The sequence below is a fragment of the Flavobacterium denitrificans DSM 15936 genome (genome assembly GCF_000425445.1).
In the GTDB taxonomy this organism is placed as follows: domain Bacteria; phylum Bacteroidota; class Bacteroidia; order Flavobacteriales; family Flavobacteriaceae; genus Flavobacterium; species Flavobacterium denitrificans.
On record NZ_KE384377.1, the window covers coordinates 882,720 to 904,213 of the forward strand.

General features: G+C 34.4%; 15 protein-coding genes. 7 read left to right on the top strand and 8 right to left on the bottom strand.

Going from position 1 to position 21,494, the window contains the following annotated elements:
- Positions 1–3 precede the first annotated feature (3 nt).
- The 4 genes from H600_RS0115765 to H600_RS0115780 form a co-directional block, all read right to left on the bottom strand.
- The gene (locus tag H600_RS0115765; protein WP_026729693.1) at positions 4–6,378 is read right to left on the bottom strand and encodes a HAMP domain-containing protein; all 6,375 of its coding nucleotides are present in this window, start codon (positions 6,376–6,378) and stop codon (positions 4–6) included.
- Positions 6,379–6,445: 67 nt separating this feature from the next.
- A complete protein-coding gene (locus tag H600_RS0115770) occupies positions 6,446–6,877 on the bottom strand; it encodes a response regulator (protein WP_026729694.1) in 432 nt (143 codons plus the stop codon).
- Complete coding sequence (locus H600_RS0115775; protein ID WP_026729695.1) at positions 6,874–8,325, bottom strand: sensor histidine kinase; 1,452 nt, start codon at positions 8,323–8,325, stop codon at positions 6,874–6,876. Before H600_RS0115775 ends, H600_RS0115770 begins: the two co-directional genes overlap by 4 nt.
- 68 nt (positions 8,326–8,393) lie before the next feature.
- Positions 8,394–8,771, bottom strand: coding sequence for a response regulator (locus tag H600_RS0115780; protein WP_026729696.1), 378 nt, complete (start codon positions 8,769–8,771; stop codon positions 8,394–8,396).
- Positions 8,772–9,484: 713 nt separating this feature from the next.
- On the opposite strand from H600_RS0115780, the gene H600_RS0115785 reads away from it, so the two are divergent.
- On the top strand, positions 9,485–10,252 hold the full coding sequence (locus tag H600_RS0115785; protein WP_026729697.1) for a methyltransferase domain-containing protein: 768 nt from the start codon (positions 9,485–9,487) through the stop codon (positions 10,250–10,252).
- A gap of 59 nt (positions 10,253–10,311) precedes the next feature.
- On the opposite strand, the gene H600_RS0115790 is transcribed toward H600_RS0115785, so the two are convergent.
- Both H600_RS0115790 and H600_RS0115795 read right to left on the bottom strand, forming a co-directional pair.
- Positions 10,312–11,091: a bestrophin-like domain gene (locus H600_RS0115790; protein WP_167330308.1), complete on the bottom strand. Its 780-nt coding sequence runs from the start codon at positions 11,089–11,091 to the stop codon at positions 10,312–10,314.
- Positions 11,092–11,158: 67 nt separating this feature from the next.
- The gene (locus H600_RS0115795; RefSeq protein ID WP_035108688.1) at positions 11,159–13,618 is read right to left on the bottom strand and encodes a glycoside hydrolase family 95 protein; all 2,460 of its coding nucleotides are present in this window, start codon (positions 13,616–13,618) and stop codon (positions 11,159–11,161) included.
- A 249-nt stretch (positions 13,619–13,867) separates the two neighbouring features.
- Between H600_RS0115795 and H600_RS0115800 the strand changes: the two genes are divergently transcribed.
- The 4 genes from H600_RS0115800 (at position 13,868) to H600_RS0115815 (ending at position 17,275) form a co-directional block, all read left to right on the top strand.
- Positions 13,868–14,503: a hypothetical protein gene (locus H600_RS0115800; RefSeq protein ID WP_026729700.1), complete on the top strand. Its 636-nt coding sequence runs from the start codon at positions 13,868–13,870 to the stop codon at positions 14,501–14,503.
- A 154-nt stretch (positions 14,504–14,657) separates the two neighbouring features.
- Positions 14,658–15,110 carry a hypothetical protein gene (locus H600_RS0115805; RefSeq protein WP_026729701.1) on the top strand — a complete coding sequence of 151 codons (453 nt, stop codon included), beginning with the start codon at positions 14,658–14,660 and terminating at the stop codon, positions 15,108–15,110.
- Positions 15,111–15,441: 331 nt separating this feature from the next.
- Positions 15,442–16,776 carry an AAA family ATPase gene (locus H600_RS0115810; RefSeq protein ID WP_026729702.1) on the top strand — a complete coding sequence of 445 codons (1,335 nt, stop codon included), beginning with the start codon at positions 15,442–15,444 and terminating at the stop codon, positions 16,774–16,776.
- On the top strand, positions 16,763–17,275 hold the full coding sequence (locus H600_RS0115815; RefSeq protein ID WP_026729703.1) for a hypothetical protein: 513 nt from the start codon (positions 16,763–16,765) through the stop codon (positions 17,273–17,275). Before H600_RS0115810 ends, H600_RS0115815 begins: the two co-directional genes overlap by 14 nt.
- A 58-nt stretch (positions 17,276–17,333) precedes the next feature.
- On the opposite strand, the gene H600_RS0115820 is transcribed toward H600_RS0115815, so the two are convergent.
- On the bottom strand, positions 17,334–18,941 hold the full coding sequence (locus H600_RS0115820; RefSeq protein ID WP_026729704.1) for a class I SAM-dependent methyltransferase: 1,608 nt from the start codon (positions 18,939–18,941) through the stop codon (positions 17,334–17,336).
- A 130-nt stretch (positions 18,942–19,071) separates the two neighbouring features.
- On the bottom strand, positions 19,072–19,260 hold the full coding sequence (locus H600_RS22950; protein ID WP_157509933.1) for a hypothetical protein: 189 nt from the start codon (positions 19,258–19,260) through the stop codon (positions 19,072–19,074).
- Between the two features lie 375 nt (positions 19,261–19,635).
- On the opposite strand from H600_RS22950, the gene H600_RS0115830 reads away from it, so the two are divergent.
- Both H600_RS0115830 and H600_RS0115835 read left to right on the top strand, forming a co-directional pair.
- Positions 19,636–20,607 (top strand): YheT family hydrolase, encoded by a 972-nt coding sequence (locus H600_RS0115830; protein WP_035108689.1) that lies wholly within the window; start codon positions 19,636–19,638, stop codon positions 20,605–20,607.
- 148 nt (positions 20,608–20,755) lie between these two features.
- Entirely contained in the window at positions 20,756–21,454 is a 699-nt protein-coding gene (locus H600_RS0115835) for a hypothetical protein (protein ID WP_026729707.1), read from the top strand.
- Positions 21,455–21,494: the final 40 nt, after the last annotated feature.

Sequence of the window (21,494 nt, forward strand, 5' to 3'; positions counted from 1 at the left end):
ATATTATTTGAGCCAAACGCGCATCAATGAAGACAATTGCTCAACATTGACTGGTTTGGTAATATAATCAGACGCTCCCGACTCGATACATCTTTGTCGGTCTCCTTTCATGGCTTTTGCGGTAACGGCAATAATCGTCAAATCTTTATGTTTTGCATTTTGTCTGATGATTTTCATGGTTTCGTAACCATCCATTTCCGGCATCATAATATCCATCAAAACAATATCCATTTTGGTATTTTGATTCAAAATTTCGATCGCTTCATGTCCGCTTTCTGCACTGATAACATCAAGGCCAAAGCGTTCCAGAGCTGTTGTTAATGCAAATAAATTTCGCACATCATCATCGACCAGAAGTACTTTTTTGTTAATCAGCACATCTTCTTTTAGATAAAAGGCTTCAATTTGCTCTTTCATACTTTCCGGCAGATCTTTATGCACACGGTGCAAGAATAAGGCAGTTTGATCAACTAATTCATCGATCGAAACGGCGCTTTTCGTAATAATACTGTGTGCAAAACGACTAAGTTTGCTTCTTTGTTTTTTATTGACATCGCCGGCAGAATGAATAATTATAGCCGTTTCTTGTCCGTTGATGTTGTTTTCTAAATCACTTATCAAATCTAATCCGTCAGCATCTGGCAAAAATAAATCCAATATAATACAGTCAAAGGATTTTTCTTTAATGAGTTCAACGGCATCTTTTGCTGTTAAAGCGGTAGATATTGAAATGTCTTCACCTTTGACCGCTTCAACAATTCGTCTTAAATCTATTGGATTATCATCAACAACTAGAAGATTTTTTTCTTTTTTGTTTTTAAAGTCATGAATATCATTAAACAACGCAGTCAATAAATCATTTTTGACTGGTTTTACAAGGAAGTTTCTCGCGCCTCGTTTTAAGCCTTTATTTCTTTCATCTTCACCCGAAATGACATAAACCGGAATGTGTCGAAGTGTAAAATCGGTTTTCAAGCGATCCAGAATTTTCCATCCGCTCGTATCAGGCATATTCAAATCCATGGTAATCGCGTGAGGCTGAAACTGATTGATATAATCTACTACATCATTTCCTTTTGTCGTCACAACGGCTTTAATATCGTGCTGATGCGCTCTTTCCAATAGAATTTTGGCAAAAGTTATATTGTCTTCCGCAATTAAGAGAACTTTGTCATCTGGCCTAATATTGGCGCGATCATCCCCAACTTCATCCACAAAGTACAAATCGACATCTGATTTGTTGAAACTTGCAGATGGAAGCGATTTTAAACGGCTTTTTCCAGCATGAATGACATTGGTTTCTTCGTTCACATTGATGTCTTCTAATTCAGGAAGATGAACAAATTTTAATGGTAGGAACAAAGTAAATTTACTACCAATGTTTGTGTCACTTTCTAATTCAATACTTCCGCCTAATAAGTCAGAAAGTCCACGGCTGATAGACAAGCCTAAACCAGTTCCGCCATATTTACGGCTTGTCGAACCTTCGGCTTGTTGGAAAGCTTCAAAAATGATGTTTTGTTTTTCTTTTGAAATACCAATTCCCGTATCCGAAATTTCGAAAGCCACAACAGCTTCGGCGTTTTCCAGATTATTGTTTTTTGTTTTCCAATTATTATCCGCTTTATAAATGTTCAAGCGAACTTGACCTTTTTCAGTGAATTTGAATGAATTGGATAATAGATTTTTCAAGATTTGATTTAATCGCTGTGAATCTGTTTCCATCATTTCCGGAAGATTGTCATCCATCAAAATTTCAAAATCGAGATGTTTTGCTTGCGAAATAGGGTTGAAGGTAGACTCCACAAAACGACTAATTTCTGCAAAAGTAATCGGATTGTAATCGACAGAAATATAACCAGATTCAATTTTAGAAAGATCCAGAATATCGTTAATCAACTGAATTAAGTCATCACCACATGAATTGATAGTTTTGGCAAACTGAATTTGTTTTTCAGATAAATTCCCGTCACGATTGGCGATTAATTCATTGGCCAAAATCTGCAAACTATTTAACGGCGTTCTTAATTCGTGCGACATATTCGCCAAGAATTCCGATTTGTATTTGGATGTTAAAGTAAGCTGATCGGCTTTTTCTTCCAAAGCTTTTCTTGCAACCTCAACTTCTTGGTTTTTGAGTTCGACTTCCTCTTTTTGATTGGCTAGTAAAATTGCTTTTTCTTCAAGTTCTTCATTGGTATTTTTCAATACTTCCTGCTGACTTTTTAGCTCGTTTGCCAAAGATTGAGACTGAACTAATAATTCCTCTGTTCTTGAGTTCGATTCAATAGTATTCAATACAATTCCGATACTTTCTGTTAATCCTTCAAGGAAATCTAAATGTGTCTGGCTAAATGTGTCAAGTGATGCTAATTCAATAACAGCTTTAAGTCGGCCTTCAAAAAGAACAGGAAGAATAATCACGTCTTTTGGCTTCGCATCTCCGAGTCCAGAATTGATTCGGATATAATCTTTTGGAACATTGCTCAAAATGATTCTTTCTTTTTCAATGGCAACCTGACCAATAAGACCTTCACCCATTGCATATTGTGTAATAGAATCTTTTCTTTTGATGTAAGCATAAGAAGCAATTAAATTCAGTTTTGAATCCATAAAATCTTCGTTTTCTTCCAAAATATAGAAAAGTCCATGCTGTGCTGTAACAACCGCCGCAAGTTCAGAAAGAATTTTTTTGGTAACCGCATTCAGCTCTTTTTGTCCTTGAAGCATCTGAGTAAATTTGGCTAAATTTGATTTCAACCAATCTTGTTCCTGATTACGTAAAGTAGTTGCTTTAAGATTCGAAATCATTTGATTGATAGTATCTTTAAGCGCCTCAACTTCACCTTTTGCTTCAACACCAATTGTTCGGGTTAAATCTCCCTGTGTTACCGCAGAAGCTACTTCAGAAATGGCACGTACTTGAGTAGTAAGATTCGCCGCCAACTGATTTACGTTTTCCGTCAAATTTTTCCAAGTCCCCGATGCTCCAGGAACGTTAGCTTGTCCACCTAGTTTTCCTTCGGCACCCACTTCACGTGCCACAGTTGTTACTTGATCAGAGAAAGTTGCAAGTGTATCAATCATTTCATTAATAGTATCCGTAAGCTGTGCTACTTCACCTTTTGCATCAATTGATAGTTTTTGTTTCAGATTTCCTTTTGCAACAGATGTTACCACTTTTGCAATTCCACGAACTTGGCCTGTTAAATTCGAAGCCATAACGTTAACCGAATCGGTTAAATCTTTCCAAGTTCCAGCAACACCTTTTACTTCTGATTGCCCTCCGAGTTTTCCTTCGGTACCAACCTCGCGCGCCACACGAGTTACCTCAGAAGAAAATGAATTTAACTGTTCCACCATCGTATTGAAAGTGTTTTTCAAGTCCAGAATTTCACCTTTTACGTCAACGGTAATTTGTTTCGAAAGGTCGCCATTTGCTACGGCTTTTGTTACATCAGCAATGTTACGTACTTGTCCAGTTAAGTTTGATGCCATTTGGTTCACCGAATCGGTCAAATCTTTCCATGTTCCCGCAACACCGGGTACGAAAGCTTGTCCGCCCAGTTTTCCATCGGTACCCACTTCACGCGCCACACGAGTTACCTCAGAGGCAAAAGCACGAAGCTGATCCACCATTGTATTTACAGTTTCCTTTAATTGAAGAATTTCTCCACGAACGTCTGCCGTAATTTTTTTCGACATATCTCCATTAGCAACGGCAATGGTTACTTCGGCAATATTACGAACCTGAGTCGTTAAGTTACCCGCCATTTGGTTCACCGAATCGGTCAAATCTTTCCATGTTCCGGCAACTCCGGGAACGTTTGCTTGTCCTCCCAGTTTTCCTTCGGTACCCACTTCACGCGCCACACGGGTTACCTCAGAAGCAAATTCACGAAGTTGATCCACCATGGTATTCAAAGTTTCTTTTAATTGAAGGATTTCCCCACGAACGTCAACAGTAATTTTTCGCGACATATCGCCATTGGCAACCGCAATCGCTACATCGGCAATATTACGAACCTGCGCCGTAAGATTTCCTGCCATTTGATTCACCGAATCGGTTAAATCTTTCCAAGTTCCAGCAACTCCTGGCACGTTGGCTTGTCCTCCCAATTTACCTTCAGTTCCTACTTCTCGTGAAACCCTTGTTACTTCTGAAGCAAAGCCTCGAAGCTGATCCACCATGGTGTTAATTGTATTTTTTAACTCTAAAATTTCTCCTTTTACGTCAACCGTAATTTGGAGCGATAAATCTCCTTTTGCTACGGCTGTTGTTACTTCGGCAATATTACGTACTTGTCCGGTTAAGTTGGAAGCCATTTGGTTTACTGAATCGGTCAAATCTTTCCATGTTCCGCCGACACCTTCAACTTGTGCTTGTCCGCCCAGTTTTCCTTCGGTACCAACCTCACGCGCCACACGAGTTACCTCTGATGCAAAGGAATTCAACTGGCCCACCATGGTGTTGATGGTATTTTTTAATTCCAAAATTTCTCCTTTGGTATCAACCGTAATCTGACGGGATAAATCCCCTTTTGCTACGGCGGTTGTTACTTCAGCAATGTTACGCACTTGTCCCGTTAAGTTCGATGCCATTTGATTCACGGAATCCGTTAAATCTTTCCAAGTTCCTCCGACACCTTTTACTTTCGCCTGACCACCAAGTTTTCCTTCAGTACCAACTTCCAGCGCCACACGCGTTACCTCAGAAGAGAAAGAGTTCAGCTGATCTACCATGGTATTGATGGTTTTCTTTAGTTCCAAAATTTCTCCTTCGGCGACGGCGGTAATTTTTTTCGAAAGGTCGCCATTTGCTACGGCAGTTGTTACCTCAGCGATATTACGTACTTGTCCGGTAAGATTCGACGCCATTTGGTTTACTGAATCGGTTAAATCTTTCCAAGTTCCACCAACTCCTTTTACTTTGGCCTGGCCACCGAGTTTCCCTTCAGAACCCACTTCACGCGCCACACGAGTTACCTCGGCACCAAAAGAGTTCAACTGATCCACCATGGTATTGATGGTGTTTTTTAATTCGAGGATTTCGCCCTCGACATTTACGGTAATTTTTTTGGATAAATCTCCTTTTGCTACGGCAGTAGTTACTTCGGCAATATTTCTAACTTGTCCAGTTAAATTCGATGCCATTTGGTTCACCGAATCCGTTAAATCTTTCCAAACCCCACCAACACCACGAACGCGTGCCTGACCGCCGAGTTTTCCTTCAGAACCAACCTCACGTGCCACACGAGTTACTTCAGAAGAAAACGAGTTCAGCTGATCCACCATCGTATTAATGGTGTCTTTTAGTTCAAGAATTTCTCCTTTTACGTCAACGGTAATTTTTTTCGAAAGATCTCCTTTTGCCACCGCGGTTGTTACATCGGCGATGTTTCGAACTTGTCCGGTAAGGTTGGAAGCCATTTGATTTACCGAATCGGTTAAATCTTTCCACGTTCCACCAACACCTTTTACCTGCGCTTGTCCACCCAGTTTTCCTTCGGTACCTACTTCACGCGCCACACGGGTTACTTCAGAAGAAAAGGAATTCAGCTGATCCACCATGGTATTGATGGTGTTTTTCAATTCCTGAATTTCTCCTTTTACATCAACCGTAATTTTTTTCGATAAATCGCCTTTTGCTACTGCTGTTGTTACATCGGCAATGTTACGTACTTGTCCGGTAAGGTTGGACGCCATTTTATTTACAGAATCGGTCAAATCTTTCCAAACCCCGCCAACACCTCGTACTTTTGCCTGACCACCCAATTTTCCTTCGGTACCAACTTCACGTGCCACACGCGTAACCTCCATCGAGAAAAGATTCAGCTGTTTTACCATTCCGTTTACCTCTTTTGCAATTCTAAGAAATTCTCCCTGCAATGGATTTCCCTCAATAGACAAAGGCATTTCCTGAGATAAATTTCCTTTAGCAACCGATGTGATTACGTGCGCAATTTCAATTGTAGGGTGAACCAGATCTGAAATCAGCGTATTTACCGAATCAACACAGGAACTCCACGAACCGCGAGCACCGTCAAGCGCCACTCGATTGGTCAATTTTCCTTGTTTACCAATGCTTTTTCCCACCTTTTGAAATTCAAAAACCATCCTTTCGTTAAGGTCAATAATTTCATTAAGCGTGTCGCAGATCGCACGTTTTGTGCCATCCTGATTCGTTGGGAAGCGCTGAGAGAAATTACCGTTTTTTACTTTCAGTAAGATTTTCAGAAATTCAGCATCGCTAAGGATAGATTCCTCAGTATTGGTTTTCTTGGTTTTGCGGTTCACTGTTTTTTCTTCTGCAATAATGGGCATGGCTATCAGCACTTCATTTTTGGGTATTTTATCGATTGGTTTATTTCTTTTCATAATTGGCTTTCTTTTGCTGAAGGTCTAGTTTTTGGTTTGAGGAGGAGGTTTTGTATTCTGAAATTCTTTATCCGTTTTCGTTTAATAAAATTTTTCTCAGATGGAATTGAACAAAAGCATCCATTGAATCGGGTCTTTTGGTATTGTCGTTGTAGTTTAAAGGCTTTATGATGTAGCCAGAAATACCTAATTCTTCTGAAATATTTCGATCATTATTTTCAGAGGATGTAGTCATGATAAATACTTTCAAATCTTTTAAATTTTCATCGGTTCTTAAGATTTTCAGAAACTCAATTCCGTTCATTTTGGGCATATTAATATCCAAAAGAATGACATCTGGAATTAATGGGTTCTCATTATCTCTTAATAATTTTAATGCTTCAAGTCCGTTATATGCGGTATGAAGGACATACTGTATTTCTAATTTTTTCAATGAACGTTCGACTGAAATAGTATCCAGTTCATCATCCTCAACTAGTAAAATGGTTGGTTTTCTCATACTGCTTTAGTGTTTCGCCAAGTAAAAGTAAATTCAGTTCCTTGACCTATTTTTGATTGTACATGTATGGTTTCGCCTTGTTCGTCAATAATTTTTTTTACGATTGCCAGGCCGATTCCGGTGCTTTCCATTTCGTTTTTTTCTCTCAGTGTCTGAAATATTTCAAATATTCTTTGATGATATTCAGGGTCAATCCCAATTCCGTTGTCTTTTACTGAAAACTCGTAAACGTTTCCTATTTTTTCACATTTAATCTCAATATGCGGTTTTTCAGGCTTCGAATATTTTACTGCATTGCTGATTAGGTTAGAGAAAACCTGTTCGAGTTTTAATCTTTCTGTAAAAATTTCAGGGAGATTGTTTACATCCAGTTTGAATTCTCTCGGAACGATTGATTGTGTGATTTCACGAACTAAAGCATTTGTATCTACTAATTCAGGATTTGTTTTTCTGTTAATTCTCGCATAATCCAAAAGTCCATTAATCAGCGCTTCCATACGTTGTGTTCGTTGCGGAATAATATCCAGATAATCTTTAAGAGCAGGAGAGAGTTCGTTTGACAAATCTTCCTCAATCCAGCTGATTACATTGTAAATTCCACGTAGTGGCGCTTTTAAATCATGAGAAACAACGTAGGCAAATTTGTTTAGTTCTTCATTTTTGTTTTCTAGTTCTTGAATATTTTTCTCAAGTCGCCGCGACATGATATTTAGGGAGGAGGCAAGTGCGCTTAATTCATCATTTTTAAAATCTTGAACAATAGTAAATCGGCCTTTTGAAATTGTATCGGCGACACGAACCATCGAGTTGATTCGTTTAGTAATCATGATTACGATATAGCTGGTACTGCATATTCCCACAAAAATGGTGAGTGATAGAAAAACCAAAGAGTACGTTCTGGTTTTGCTTAAAGAATGCAGGAGCATTTCACTATGGTGCGCTCGGGTTTTATATTCGATTCTTTCAAAACTTTTGAACTTTTTTGTAATGGAATCATTGATATTTTTTCCAATATGCATTTTCAGTTTATTGTCTAAAAGATACTGATAGGTTTTCGAATTTTCTCTTCTGGCGCGAATCAGTTTAGAAGTATAAGAAAGCCATTCGGCATGAAGGATGCTGATCGAATCTAAAATAGATGCCTGAATCGTATTGCTGTCAATGAGCGTATGCTGTTCAACAAAAAAATCGGGCACTTTTTGGATTCCGCTGTAATAGGGTGCGAGATAAGTTGTGTCGTTTGTCAGCAAATAGCCTCGTACTGCGCTTTGCATCTGCAAAATAGCTCTATGCGTTTTATTTGAATTTCGAATCACAGCTTCTGATTTTGAAAGAAACTGCGAGTTTTGATTCACTTTAAGAGACAGCATGTAGTTACTATACGAATCTGCTGCAGAAAGCAAAATAATTAGCGTGAAGGCTAAAATTATTTGAGTTGATAATTTCATTGTCTTTCTGATAAACCCCGTTAAATATAATATTCTGAAAATGAGATTGGTTTAGCTTTTAAATCCCATTATGCGATAAAATGGCTAATGATTTTTTTTAATTCATTAAAATCACTGGGTTTCGAAATGAATTCTTTTGCACCATAATTTCGGGCTTTTATTTTTGTTTCTTCATATTGAGAAGTAGAAAAAATAATAACAGGAATATCTTTGATGATTTTTTGATCTTTGATTGCTGCTAAAAATTCAAAACCTGACATGATTGGCATATTTAAATCCAGAAAAATAATATCAGGGTTAAGTTCTTGGCGAATTAACTTGTTTAATGCTTCTACAGCATTGTGCATAGCAGTATAATCAGCATTTGAAACAGCCTGCAAAGCTTCCATGAAAAATTCGCAATCGTCAATATCATCGTCTATTTGTAATATATTTTTATAGATCATAATATATTTTGGTTTTAATTAAAGATGATAATTCTTGCTCAGGTCGATTTGAATTTTTTATTGAAAAATGGGAGGTATTAATCAATATTTTAGCGCTTAAAGTGTCTATCTGATAATCAGAAGTTTTTTTTATCTTGATCATCGTGATTTGGGGCGCAACGTTAATTTACAACTACAATTTAAAATATTGTTTGAAAGTAGGCGAGAGTAGAGGCTTTTCATGGGCTCCATAATTTTGAGTTTATTATTTAACCAATGAAATTATAAATAAGACTTCTCTTTTTTTTACATGATTTTCTTTAAATGTTATATAATTATCATGTTTTTGATTGATTCTGAGAATAATACATTTCTATTTAGTTTATTATCAGGTAGTTTTGGGTCAAGAATAAAGCAAAATTGTTATTTGAAACTTTAAAATAAACTAATGGAATGAAGCCTTGAAAATCATAAATAACATAAAACATTTCAATGAGAAAAATTTTTTATTAGTTTTTGATGTTAGCTTTTTTTCGGGTTAGTGCTCACTATGCTTAAAAAGGTTGATGGAAGTACAAAAAAAAAAGGCTTTTGAGAAAATGAATTCTGGTTAAAATTGCTTTAACTTATATGTTTAAAGAGGAAATCATAAACGGATTGATTAACTTTGGTAAAAGGTCTTTTGGAAAGCCGTAAGAATTAAACCGTCGGAATATCAATTTAAAAGAAATAATATGCCTTGGAATCCAGAAATATATAATAAGTTTAAAGACATCCGATTTAAGCCTTTTGTCGATTTGATGGATCATATAAAGCCAATGGAATCTGGATATGCCATTGATTTAGGCTGTGGAACAGGAGAACAGACCATTTTTTTAGCAGAAAAATTTAAACAGCTTGATTTTATTGGTGTAGATTCTTCAGCTGAAATGCTTGCTAAATCAAAGCCTTATGAAAAAGAAAATCTGCATTTTGAACAGTTTAAAATTGAAAAATTTGCTGTTTCAGATAAAAAGTGGGATTTGATTTTTAGTAATGCGGCTTTGCAGTGGTCAGATAATCATGAGGAATTGTTCCCTAAACTAATACAAAAACTCAATTTAGGCGGTCAATTTGCTGTGCAGATGCCAGTTCAAAATGAAAATGCACTCAACAAAATATTGCATCAGCTAGTAGAAGAAGAACCATTTGTTAAGTATTTAAAAAAATGGAAAAGAAATTCTCCTGTTTTAAGTATGGATAAATATGCGCAAATTATGTTTGACAGCGGGCTCGAAGATATTCAGATTATGCAAAGAGTTTATCCCATTATCGCTAAAAATCATGATGAGCTTTATGATTTTATTTCAGGTTCAGCGTTGATTCCTTATATGGAACGTTTGCAAGAAGATCAGAGAAATCTTTTTACGCAAAAGTATAAAGAAAGAATAGCTGAAAATTTCCCTAAACTTCCAGCAATCTATGCTTTTAAGAGAATTTTTCTTTACGGAATTAAAACTTAAAAAATTTGTAACATTGGAAAAGGTCATTTTTAACTGATTGCCTTTTCCAATTTATTTAATCATTCAAAGTTTTTTCTCAAATCAATTATCGTTTGGTTTGGAACATCCAGATTTACAAAACCTCTGCGTGGTCTGTCTAAGTCTAATGTGAATAAGACAACTAAAGAAACTAGCAGGCAAAAACCTATTTGAACTAGCCAGTCGATTCTGCCATTTCTGCCATCGGAATAGCCTCCGTAAAATGCGGTTATAAAAGACAGACAAAACAACATGATCATAATACTTTTTGGAACTTTTGCCTTTTCTCCAGAAAGGCGCGACGTAGTGACATCAATCATCGTATTTAATGCAGGAATCATTTGTTGTGTTGCCGCAAGATTGTTGGGATCTTTAGAAAGGTCTGTAGCTCTTTTCCATAATTTTCCCGAAATAACCTGAGATAGACTGTCGGCCTTCAAAATACCTTTTAAATTAGGACCTACTTCATAATATGATATTCTGGCTTCAACGTAGTCTTTGAAATCTTTTCGGAATAATGCTCTTGTCGAATCGGGGTACAAATCACTTCTAAGAATTGCCGTGCCAATGTCATTTGCTTCCTCAACAACAATTTGTCTTCGTGAATTATAGCGATCACTGCTCATTCCGAATGTAAATGCCAATAAGAAAAAAAGCAAGGCGACAAGCGTCGAGGTTTCAGTAGATTTTTCTTTGGGAGATTTTCTTTTCTGAATATAATTCCCAATTTTTTTTCCGATAAAACTTGAAATAATCATTAACACAAAAAGCAAAAGAGCAATTTCCCATGCTTCGGTCTCAATTAGTGCGTTTGTCTTCATATAATTGATTTTCAACATTATGTTTTTGGAACATTTTTATTCTTAAATCAATATAAAGATATTGTTTTTATTTTGCTTCGAAAGTATAAACTCCACCTTTTTTTGTTTCAAAATCAAATAGTTGTGTTTCTGGAATAACAAATCCGTTTAATTTTGCTTTTTCTGATAGTATTGGTTTTTTAATAGAATCTATTTGATAATATTCATTTGGATTGTCACCTGTAGCAGTTTTTAGTTTAGTTTTAAATTCCACATTTTTAGAAATTCTGATTCTAGCATTTCCTCCTAATTTAGATATAATAGTGAGTTTTGTCAATTTCGATTTTTCCCATTCGATATTAATCTCAAAACCGCCTCTTGCTTTTAAACCTTTTACAGAACCATTTGGCAAAGCGTCTGGAAGTGCCGGCAAAATATAAATAAACCCGTCATAACTTTGAACCAACATTTCAGCGATTCCCGAAGTACAGCCGAAATTTCCATCAATTTGAAAGGGCGGATGCGCATCTAAAAGATTGGGATAAGTGCCTCCAGATTGTCCTTTTGATTCTAATGGTGCTGGCGTTAATTGGTCGGAAATCAATTTAAAAGCTTTATTTCCATCCAACAATCTTGCCCACCAGTTTACTTTCCAACCCATTGACCAGCCCGTAGATTTGTCGCCACGATATGTCATGGAATTTTTTGCTGCTTCCATTAATTCAGGATTTCTAAAAGGAGATATTTGTCCGGAAGGGAATAATCCATACAGATGCGAAATATGTCGGTGTTTATCATCGGTTTTGTCCATATCGTTCAACCATTCTTGTAGTTGAGCATATTGGCCAATCTGCATTGGAGGTAATTTGCCTAAAGCAGTTTTAACTTCATTGGATAGGTTTTTATCTTTATTTAAGATTTTTGAAGCATTAATGAAATTATTAAAAACATCAAAAACCAACTGATTGTCCATTGTTGTTCCAGCAGTTATGCTGACATCTTTAAAATATTTATTTTCTGGCGACATAGAAGGGGAGACCACCAAAAATTTTTTCGAAGGATCTTGTTGTAGAACATCTAAATAAAATAAAGTAAGACCTTTTAATGCTTCAAAGTGTTTTCGAAGAAATTCCTTATCGCCAGTGTATAAATAATGATTCCAAAGATGCTGTGTCAGCCACGCGCCGCCCATTGGCCACATTCCGTAAAAACCGCCATCGACAACGCCGGTAATTCGCCAGATATCTGTGTTATGATGCATATTCCAACCACGAGCATGGTACATTTCTTTCGCAGATTCTTGTCCGGTTATGGCTAAATCATCAATCATGTCAAATAAGGGTTCGTGCATTTCGCTTAAATTCGTATTTTCGGCTGGCCAATAATTCATTTCAGTATTAATATTGACAGTGTATTTGCTATCCCAAGACGGATTAAGCTGATAATTCCAAATTCCTTGAAGCGTTGCAGGTTGTGTTCCAGGTTGCGATGATGAAATCAAAAGATAGCGTCCAAACTGAAAATAAAGCGCGACAAGCTCTGGATCACTAGAATTTGCAAATTCTTTGATTCGGACATCCGTTGTTTTTTTTGCTTGTTCAGATGTTCCTAAATTCAAGCTAACGCGATTGAAATATTTCTCGTAGTTTTGAATATGCGTTTTTAATTCATCATCATATTTTTTGCTAGTGGCACTTTTTAAATATTCTGAAACTTTTGCATCAGGACTTCCTGAGATATCATTGTATTTTTTGAAATTAGTAGCAATGGCAACATATATAAGTACTTCATCAGCATCAGAAATTATCAATTGATCTGAAGATGAAGTTAGTTTTCCGCCTTTTAAAATGGGCAAAATTACGGTCTTAAAATTTATTTTTCCAGTTTTACTTTCCCACGAACTGCTGGTTCCAGTAACAATTAACTGATTGTCTGACGTAAAGATTGATTTCTTTAAATGAGGAGAAGCGGCACTGATGTTAAAATTTAGTTTTCCTTTTTTGCTAGAAGATAATTTAATCATAATGACATTATCGGCAAAAGAAGAGAAGATTTCCCGTTTGAAAATTACTCCATCCACTTCATAAGAAACCGTACTAATTGCTTTTTTAATATCTAAAGTTCTGCTGTAATTCTTGAAATTTTCATGACCTTTGAAATCAATATATAAATCGCCCATCGTTTGATAAGGCATTCCGTAATTTAGATCTTTGGGAACAGCTCTCGGATAAGTTTTGTTCGAAAGATTTTGGGCTTCTTCAAACTTGCTTTCATTTAAAAGTCTTCTGATTTTCTGAATGCTGTCAAAAGTATTTTTAGGAATATTATTTCCGGGTTCGCCCGCCCAAATCGTTTCTTCATTAAGTTGCAGATGTTCTTGTGAAGCATCTCCAAAGACCATTGCGCCTAGTTTTCCATTGCCAATTGGGAGTGCTTCGTTCCAGTTAGTTGCTGGCTTGTCGTAGGTTAATTTTAGATTTTGCTGTGCATAAAGCGGAATTGAAACTAGAGCTATCAAAACGAATAAATAAAATTTATGCTGAATCATATTTGAATCATTTTAAAATGAAAACATTACAATGAAGTTTTGTTTTTATCCAAATTAAAGGTTTTATATCCATTTGTTTTTGGAGTATTCTCAAAAATAACACTAGATAATCAGCAGATTATCCTGCAGTGTCCTGTGATTTTATTTCTAATGGAAGATTTTCGCTCAACTATAAGCGTATTTTTATAGATTTGTAAAGTCAATGCATTTTCCAAATCGATGCTGAGAAACAATTAAATTCTAAAAACAATGAAATCTGTTACTTCAATATTTTTATTTATAGTGTTTGTCTGTTCCAATTCTTACGGTCAATTAAGTTCAGATAAAATATTCGAAAGCTTTAAACAGGGAGAACGTACAAACTGTTCATCGATTGCTTTTATCAAAGCTTCTTTAAATATTTATGGATTAGACAATCTTTTTGTCACAGAAAAATTAAGCGAGACTGAACAAAAAATTACCTTAAAAAATAATGAGTCTTTTACTTTAAATAATGACGAAATAAGCAAAGCGAAAATTTCTGCTGATTTTGTTTGTATTAAAGATAATTGTGAAAACGAAAAAATAATCGAATATGCGATTTTGACTTATGCTGTAATGGCAAAATACAAACAGATTATTGACAAAGAAGAAACTTTTGACAAAGCTTTAGAAGATTTAGAAAGCGGCGAAGTATATACACCCACGATTTATAAATATTTAGGATTTCAAAAAGGCAAACAAATCGAGAAATTAAAACGAGAAGCAGGAAGTGAATTCTGTGGTGTTGTAGCATGGTCAACGGCTCATGCAGTATTTGTTTGTGAAGAATATATGGACTATTATGGCAACAAGAAAAGTATCTGGATCAAATACCCGGGGCGTTTCAGAATCATAAAGTCATAAGAATTTAAGATTGATTTTTTAATAATTTGTAATATTTAACCTATAAATATATATAACCGAAAATTTAATTGCAAAAAAGAAATCAATACCGTTGCAATTTAAGTTAATTTATATATTTTTGTTTCGAAACACCATTAACCAAATCTACTAACAAATGAAAAGCAAGATCTTTTTACTAAGTTTCCTTTGCTTCTTGGCTACTGTAGCAGTATCAGCTCAGGCAAAAAATGCTCCAAGAAGTATTATCAGTACAACAGCCCTAATCCGTAAATACCATGATCAAAAAGAATTGAGCGGTATGCAAAAAGGAGAACTTTTAGAATTGTACATTGAGCGTATTAAAGTTTTAGTGAAAACACTTCCTTACATTGCTTTGGTTACAAAACCGGGAGTTACAATGGCAGACTTAGGTATTCCAGACGATAATGAGCACAAAAAAGTATTAGATACTCAAGCAGTTGGTACAGCTACTTTCTTAGACACAACAGTGGATTTTCAAAGAAAAATGATGCCTTACTCTGATAAAGGAAACCTTATCGCAGCTATCTTATTTTACGAAAGCACATTAAAATCTTTACACGAGTTCAACGACTTGAACGAAATGTAATATTTTAAAAATATTGATATAAAAAACTCCAAAGTCATTTGATTTTGGAGTTTTTTTTGTTTTGCATGAAATTATTGCTATATTTCTGTAGGTAAAATTACTGTTTTATAATTACTAAAACATTAAATCTCATTTAAAAGAGAAAAAGATAATTCCTTTGTGTTTTTGATATCATATGATTTTGAAGATGATAAGAACAAAATATAATAAAAAAAATGTTTTAGATATCTTTTTTCGATAAAATAATAGTATATAAAAAATAATTGTAGCTTTTAATAAGGATTATTTTTATATTTTTGTTTACTTCAAAAATGTAAGTAGACTCCCTAGTATGCAAAACACTTCAAATCTCAATATCAATATAGAAAATTTTAGAGCTGTTAATAAAGCGGAAATTTCTATTGATGGCATTACAGTCATAGCTGGAGAAAATGGCTCTGGAAAAAGCACAATCTCAAAATTAGTTTATTATTTATATAAGACAATCACAAATATCGACGGTATAATTAGTGAAGGCTTAAACCATGAATTAGAAAATATTTATACTTTTTTGCGTATTTCAATAAATGATTTATTAAATAAAAAAAATGATCGGCTTTTAAGGAATGAATTGCAAAATGAGCTTAGTATAATTAAGCGTGAATTTGAATATGGTAGATTGAGTAGTAATAATATTGATAGGTTAATTGATATTATTACAAAAATACAGATTTCTTCAAATTTTGATTTTGAAGAAAATGTAGATATACAAGTTATTAATAGATTGAAATATATTGTAAACGATATTACAAAAAAGTCTTTTGCAAATGTTAATAGAACATCAGAACTTTTCGAAATTGTAAAAGAACATGTTGATGAATTATTTAAAGAGGCTACAGGATTTAAAAAATCAAGGTCAACTACAATTTTTAAAAATGAGTTAATTAATATTTTTCATGATGACAATCTTCCTAAGAAATTTAGTGTTTCAGAATTTGGTCAAGAAATTGTGAGTTTTACAAAAAATAATCTGGCTATACCGTATATTATTCAAGATGTTATATATATTGATACTCCGATGCTATTAGGTGTTGAAACATTAGAGAATAATCACTGGGAAGATTTGAATAATATAATTAGAGATTTTGATGGAAGTAGTCATAATAAGAATTTTTTTTCAGACATCATCAGAGATGAAATATTAGATGGTGAAGCTAACTACGACAGTAATTTTTTGGCTAATAATAGTTACACTTTCAAAACAAAAGAAGGTACAGTTTATGACTTGTTAGATTGTGCAACAGGAGTAAAATCTTTTAGTATTATTCAATTGTTGCTGAAAAATGGAGTCATTAGTAATAAAACACTTTTAATAATTGATGAGCCTGAATCACATTTGCACCCACAATGGATTATAGAATATGCTCGATTAATTGTTTTGATGAATAAATTTATAGGTACTAAATTTCTTATTGCTAGTCATAATCCTGATATGGTAAGTGCAATTAAATACATTTCGGAAAAGGAAGAAATTAGCCAAAACTTAAATTATTATTTAGCTGAAAAAATAAAGCCTTCTTCCTATAATTTTATACCCTTGGCACAGGATATAGACCCAATTTTTGCATCTTTTAATATCGCTTTAGATAGAATGGATTTATACGGTAATAGTGATGAAATATTGTAAAAACACAACAATCGGTCACGAAAAATCAGTTTGTTTTCCTGCTATTATTGAAAATGCTTATGATTTATTTTTAAGAGATGGATGTAAACTAGAGGCGTCTTCTCCATTTCATAACGAAGAAAATGAGATAATTAATGGGGATTATTTGGAGAATCATTTTTGTGTATTAGATGGAAGAAGTCTTGGGAATAAAAATAAATCTGTAGATGTAATTTTTGCAATTAACGAAAATAATAATGAAAAGTTTTTAGTTTTTGCTGAATTAAAATTAAATAGTACTTCTTTTATGAGATTGGATAAGTTAAGTCTACGAGGGAAAGCAATTGGATCAACTAGGGCATTGGGAACTTCTGTTCCAATCTATAGAAAATATTATATAATTGTCCCAAAAGATAAATATAATGAAGCACGAAGAATTATGTTTAGAGAAAACCCTAGACTAAATAATGATTTTGTTGCATTATGTCCAAGTGATCTGCATGCTAAATTTTTTGTTTAATAAAAAGTTTATATAAAGCATTTTAATATACAAAATAATCTTTAGAGCAAAATTAATTTTAATTCCCCTTCAATAAATTAATGCTAACAGTTGCGGTTTCAGCATCAGGAAATCTTCTGAAAAAAGAGGGGTCAGGAAATAAACCTGCTTCAGCAGCAATTTTATTAAAAACATCAATTTCAACAATATATTGGTCAGAAAAACCATGTGTGGCGTCATATGCAGTCGCTGGCGTTTTGCCTATATTTTCTGCGGTAAGTTTTGGATTTATAGTATGCAGTTCGATTAAAAGCAGTCCAAATTTTCGTACATAAGGCGACCATTTTTGTAAATGCTCTAACAAATTATCTTCAACAAGATTGTTGCTGATTCTTTTTCCTCTAAAAGCAAATGCACCAGTAGAACTGCTGATTCTTTCTGTATTTATTTTTTTTGGATTTTCCCAAATTCTGTTGTGATCCAGAAAGGTTCTCACGTTGAGCAAGTCTTTTAGGTCAATATTATAATTTTCTCTCAAATCATCTGAGAGCAAATCTGGACGGCCAATATCGCCCCAAATAACTTTTGCCCAAATGTCTGCTTTAATAAGATTGGCTCTTGTTACTTTCAGCGCAGCTTGATTATAATCGGCTCCAACTAAAAATAAAGGATATTCATCAAGTATTTTCCCTCTTAAAGTCTGTCGGTCAATTACCTCGAAGATGTGTTGCAAAAAAGCACCATTTCCGCATCCCATGTCTAAAATTCCCTTTGGCTGTTCTTCAATTGGCAAATTAAATAGTTTGACAATAATTTCATCTACAACCTTAAAATAAGTATCATGCGCGCCTCCGCTCCCCCAAACGTTCATTTCACGATCGACATGAATTTCATTTTCACCATCGGCTATCATTCTTAAAACCGTTGGATCGCCAAACATCAATTCTTCAATTTTGGCAAATGTTGGCAAATACGAAACAGTTACTCCATAGGCACTGGCTCTTTTTGCAAAAAACAAGCCCACTTCGGTGAATTGATAGTTGCCTTTTTTTTCTAAAAACCATCCCAGATGTGTAAAGAAGTCTAGTATTTTTTTAAAATTATCAGGAGATTTATGAAATTCCTCCGGTTTGAAAGACGTTTCCATAAAGTATTTATGAAACATTCCTTTCATTGCCAGACGAACTATCGTTGGACCAATTAAATAACCTTCAATGTGTTTTAAAATTTGATTTTGGATCGCATTGCTCAGGTTGTCATTTGAAGATTGTATTTCGTAATTCTTTTTATATTTCTCGAAAATGACGTTAAGTTTTTCAAACGGTGCATCTTCAAAAAGCCGTGGATGAAAATGAGATGAAAACTGAAGCAAATCAACAACATCTTCATAAAGATAAAACAGAGAAAAAGCAATTTTTGTTTTCTGATTTACAGAAATTATAATTTCCTGAGTAGCGTTATCAACGTGATAATCCAAAAATCCTTGCGAAGCTAAAATCCGCAAACCAACATTCAAATAGCCTTCATTTGCCTTAAAAGCTGATGTGAGCTCCGCCAATTTTGTTTGCTCTTTTCTTAGGAGATAATCTAAAACTGCTTTGTTTTTTAATGCGATTGCTACTGGAGCAACAGCTAAACCGTCGAGATGTCTGAAAATGGAGCTTCGAAGTTGAGATGTATCAGTCATAGTAAAGAAATGAATGTTAGTTAAAAATAGTGATTTTTTTTGACTGTTGAACTATTTGTTTTACAGCTTTTTAACTGATATTACTTGAGTTTCTATTTATCTTTTTTGTTCAATAAGTTCAAGCATTTGCTTAATCGACTTTTAGGCCATCATCGGAAAAAGTTTCGGGTTCAGGAACATTTTCATCATTTTCTTGTTCTTCATCATCATTTTCTTCTTCTTCTTCTTCTTCTTCTTCTTCTTCTTCTTCTTCTTCTTCCCAATCATTTTCGTCATATTCAGCTTCAAAGTCATCTTCAAGATCTTCTTCGAGCTCCATACTATAATAATTTTGTAATGTGAGAGCATTGGCGAGTGAGCCCTGCAAATAGGCATCGTAATTCAATAAAAGCTTTTCTTTATTTGAAAATGTTTGAGATTCTATTTCTGGCAGTATGTAGTTGTTTTTTTGGGAGTTCATAATAAATGTTTTTAGTTGAAGTTATATTTAGTAAGACTATATTTAAAGATAATTCGTTTCCTATCTCGTAATTTTATACAATTTTCAAAAGGACTTTTTAAATTTTCATATTGCTTTCTTTTCTAAGTTGCTGTAGTGTTAAAAACATAAAGATTTGAAAGAAAAAAACGAAGAATTAAACTACATATTGATTCATTTCTTAGATTTGTAATAAGTACCACAAAACTTTTTGTCATGCCGATAATTGAACAATCAGATTATAATTTTCCTTCTATTATGCATCGCAATAGGCATGTTTCAACTATTTATGCCGCTTTGTTTAAAAAGTTTGATGTGCCTGAATACACGAGAGAAAAGCTGGAATTGAATGATGGCGATTTTATCAATATCGACTATGTTTTAAATGATTCCTCAAAAGCAGTTATTTTGTGTCATGGACTTGAGGGTGATTCTCGAAGAACGTATAATAATAGCTGTGCGGCGTATTTTCTGCAAAAAGAGTTTTCGGTTTTTGCTTGGAATAATAGGACTTGTGGAGGAGAAATGAACCGTTTGCCAAGACTTTATCATCACGGTGCTGTTGACGATCTTGATGAAGTGGTTCAGTTTGTTTTGAAAAAAGGATTCAAAGATGTTTATTTGATTGGATATTCGATGGGGGGTGTTCAGTTGCTGAATTATTTGGGATGGACAAAGGTGGATGAACGCATAAAAGCGGCTGTTTCGATTTCAGTGCCAACTCATATTGCAACAAGTGCAGAAGTACTTAAACAGGGTTTTAATAGAGTTTACTTGAAAAACTTTACAATAGACATCAAGAAAAAGCTAAAGTATAAAGCAGCACAATTTCCGGATTTTATAAATAGTGATCAGATTGACAAAATTTCTTCTTTTGATGAAGTTGACCAGTATTTCACTGCGCCTTTGCATGGTTTTGCTAGTCGAGATGATTACTATCAACGCGTTTCTCCTGAATTTTCGCTTGTAAACATAACGACACCGGTTTTGATTATCAATTCGCTTGACGATCCTTTTTTAAGTGAAAGATGTTATCCAAGAGCTATCGCTCAGGAGAGCGCATATGTTTATCTTGAAACTCCAAAATATGGAGGGCATTGTGCTTTTCCGCTCCGTAATTCTACCTATTCATATGCTGAAAAAAGAGCATTTAAGTTTTTTGAATCCTGTAAATCAGTAGCTTGCTAGGGTTGGTAAAACAGCTGAAAATTTGATTTGTTGATGTCAAAAAGAATTATAAAAAGCCAATTCCAAAACTGCTATAAAAATGCTACAACTAACTAACTATTGCATAATTTTGTACTCCGTGAAGTAACTAGCTTCTTATTTTATACTAATGAGCAATATATTTTCTGTCAAAAATCAAATAGGTGTTGTTTCCACTTTTTCCGAACTTGTAAATACCGATTTTAAAGGAGAAATGAATGCACTCTGCTGGTACAGAAGTTTGGATGGCGATTTTAACGAAATTGTTGCCAAGCTATCTTTAAAAGAAAATATAACTGAAATTTCACCTAAAGCTTTACAAGCACTCCAATTATCAGAAAAAGGAAATCTAGCTAGGGAAATAATTTTAAATGATCTTCAATTATTAACTGATTTTGGAGCATCGCCATCCCTTAATTTGTTGAAATGTTATGAGCGCGATGACGAATTTGATTTCATATCTACCGATGTGTATTCCTTTCATGTAGATCGCTCTCCCATTGCAACAGATACTTTTTTGTGTACTTATCACGGAGCATCAAGTGATATTGTTTATAATTCGCAAGCAAAACAAAAAATAGTGATTCCAGAAGTTCGCGAAAAACTAAGAGAGCTTCATGATGGAACAGAGGAAGAATTTGAAGAGTTTTTAAAAGAGAATTACTTTGATTTGCATTATCAGTTGGATGAAGATGCTGAACCTATCAATTTAGGACAGATGCATCTTTGGCGACTGGCTGTGGATCATCCAAAACAAAAGGTACTTCCTTGTATTCATCGAGCTCCAATAGAAAATGAAGGCGAATATAGGCTGCTGTTGATTTGTTAAGAAGAAATTATTTGTGCTGTAGGAAATTAATTGCTTATAT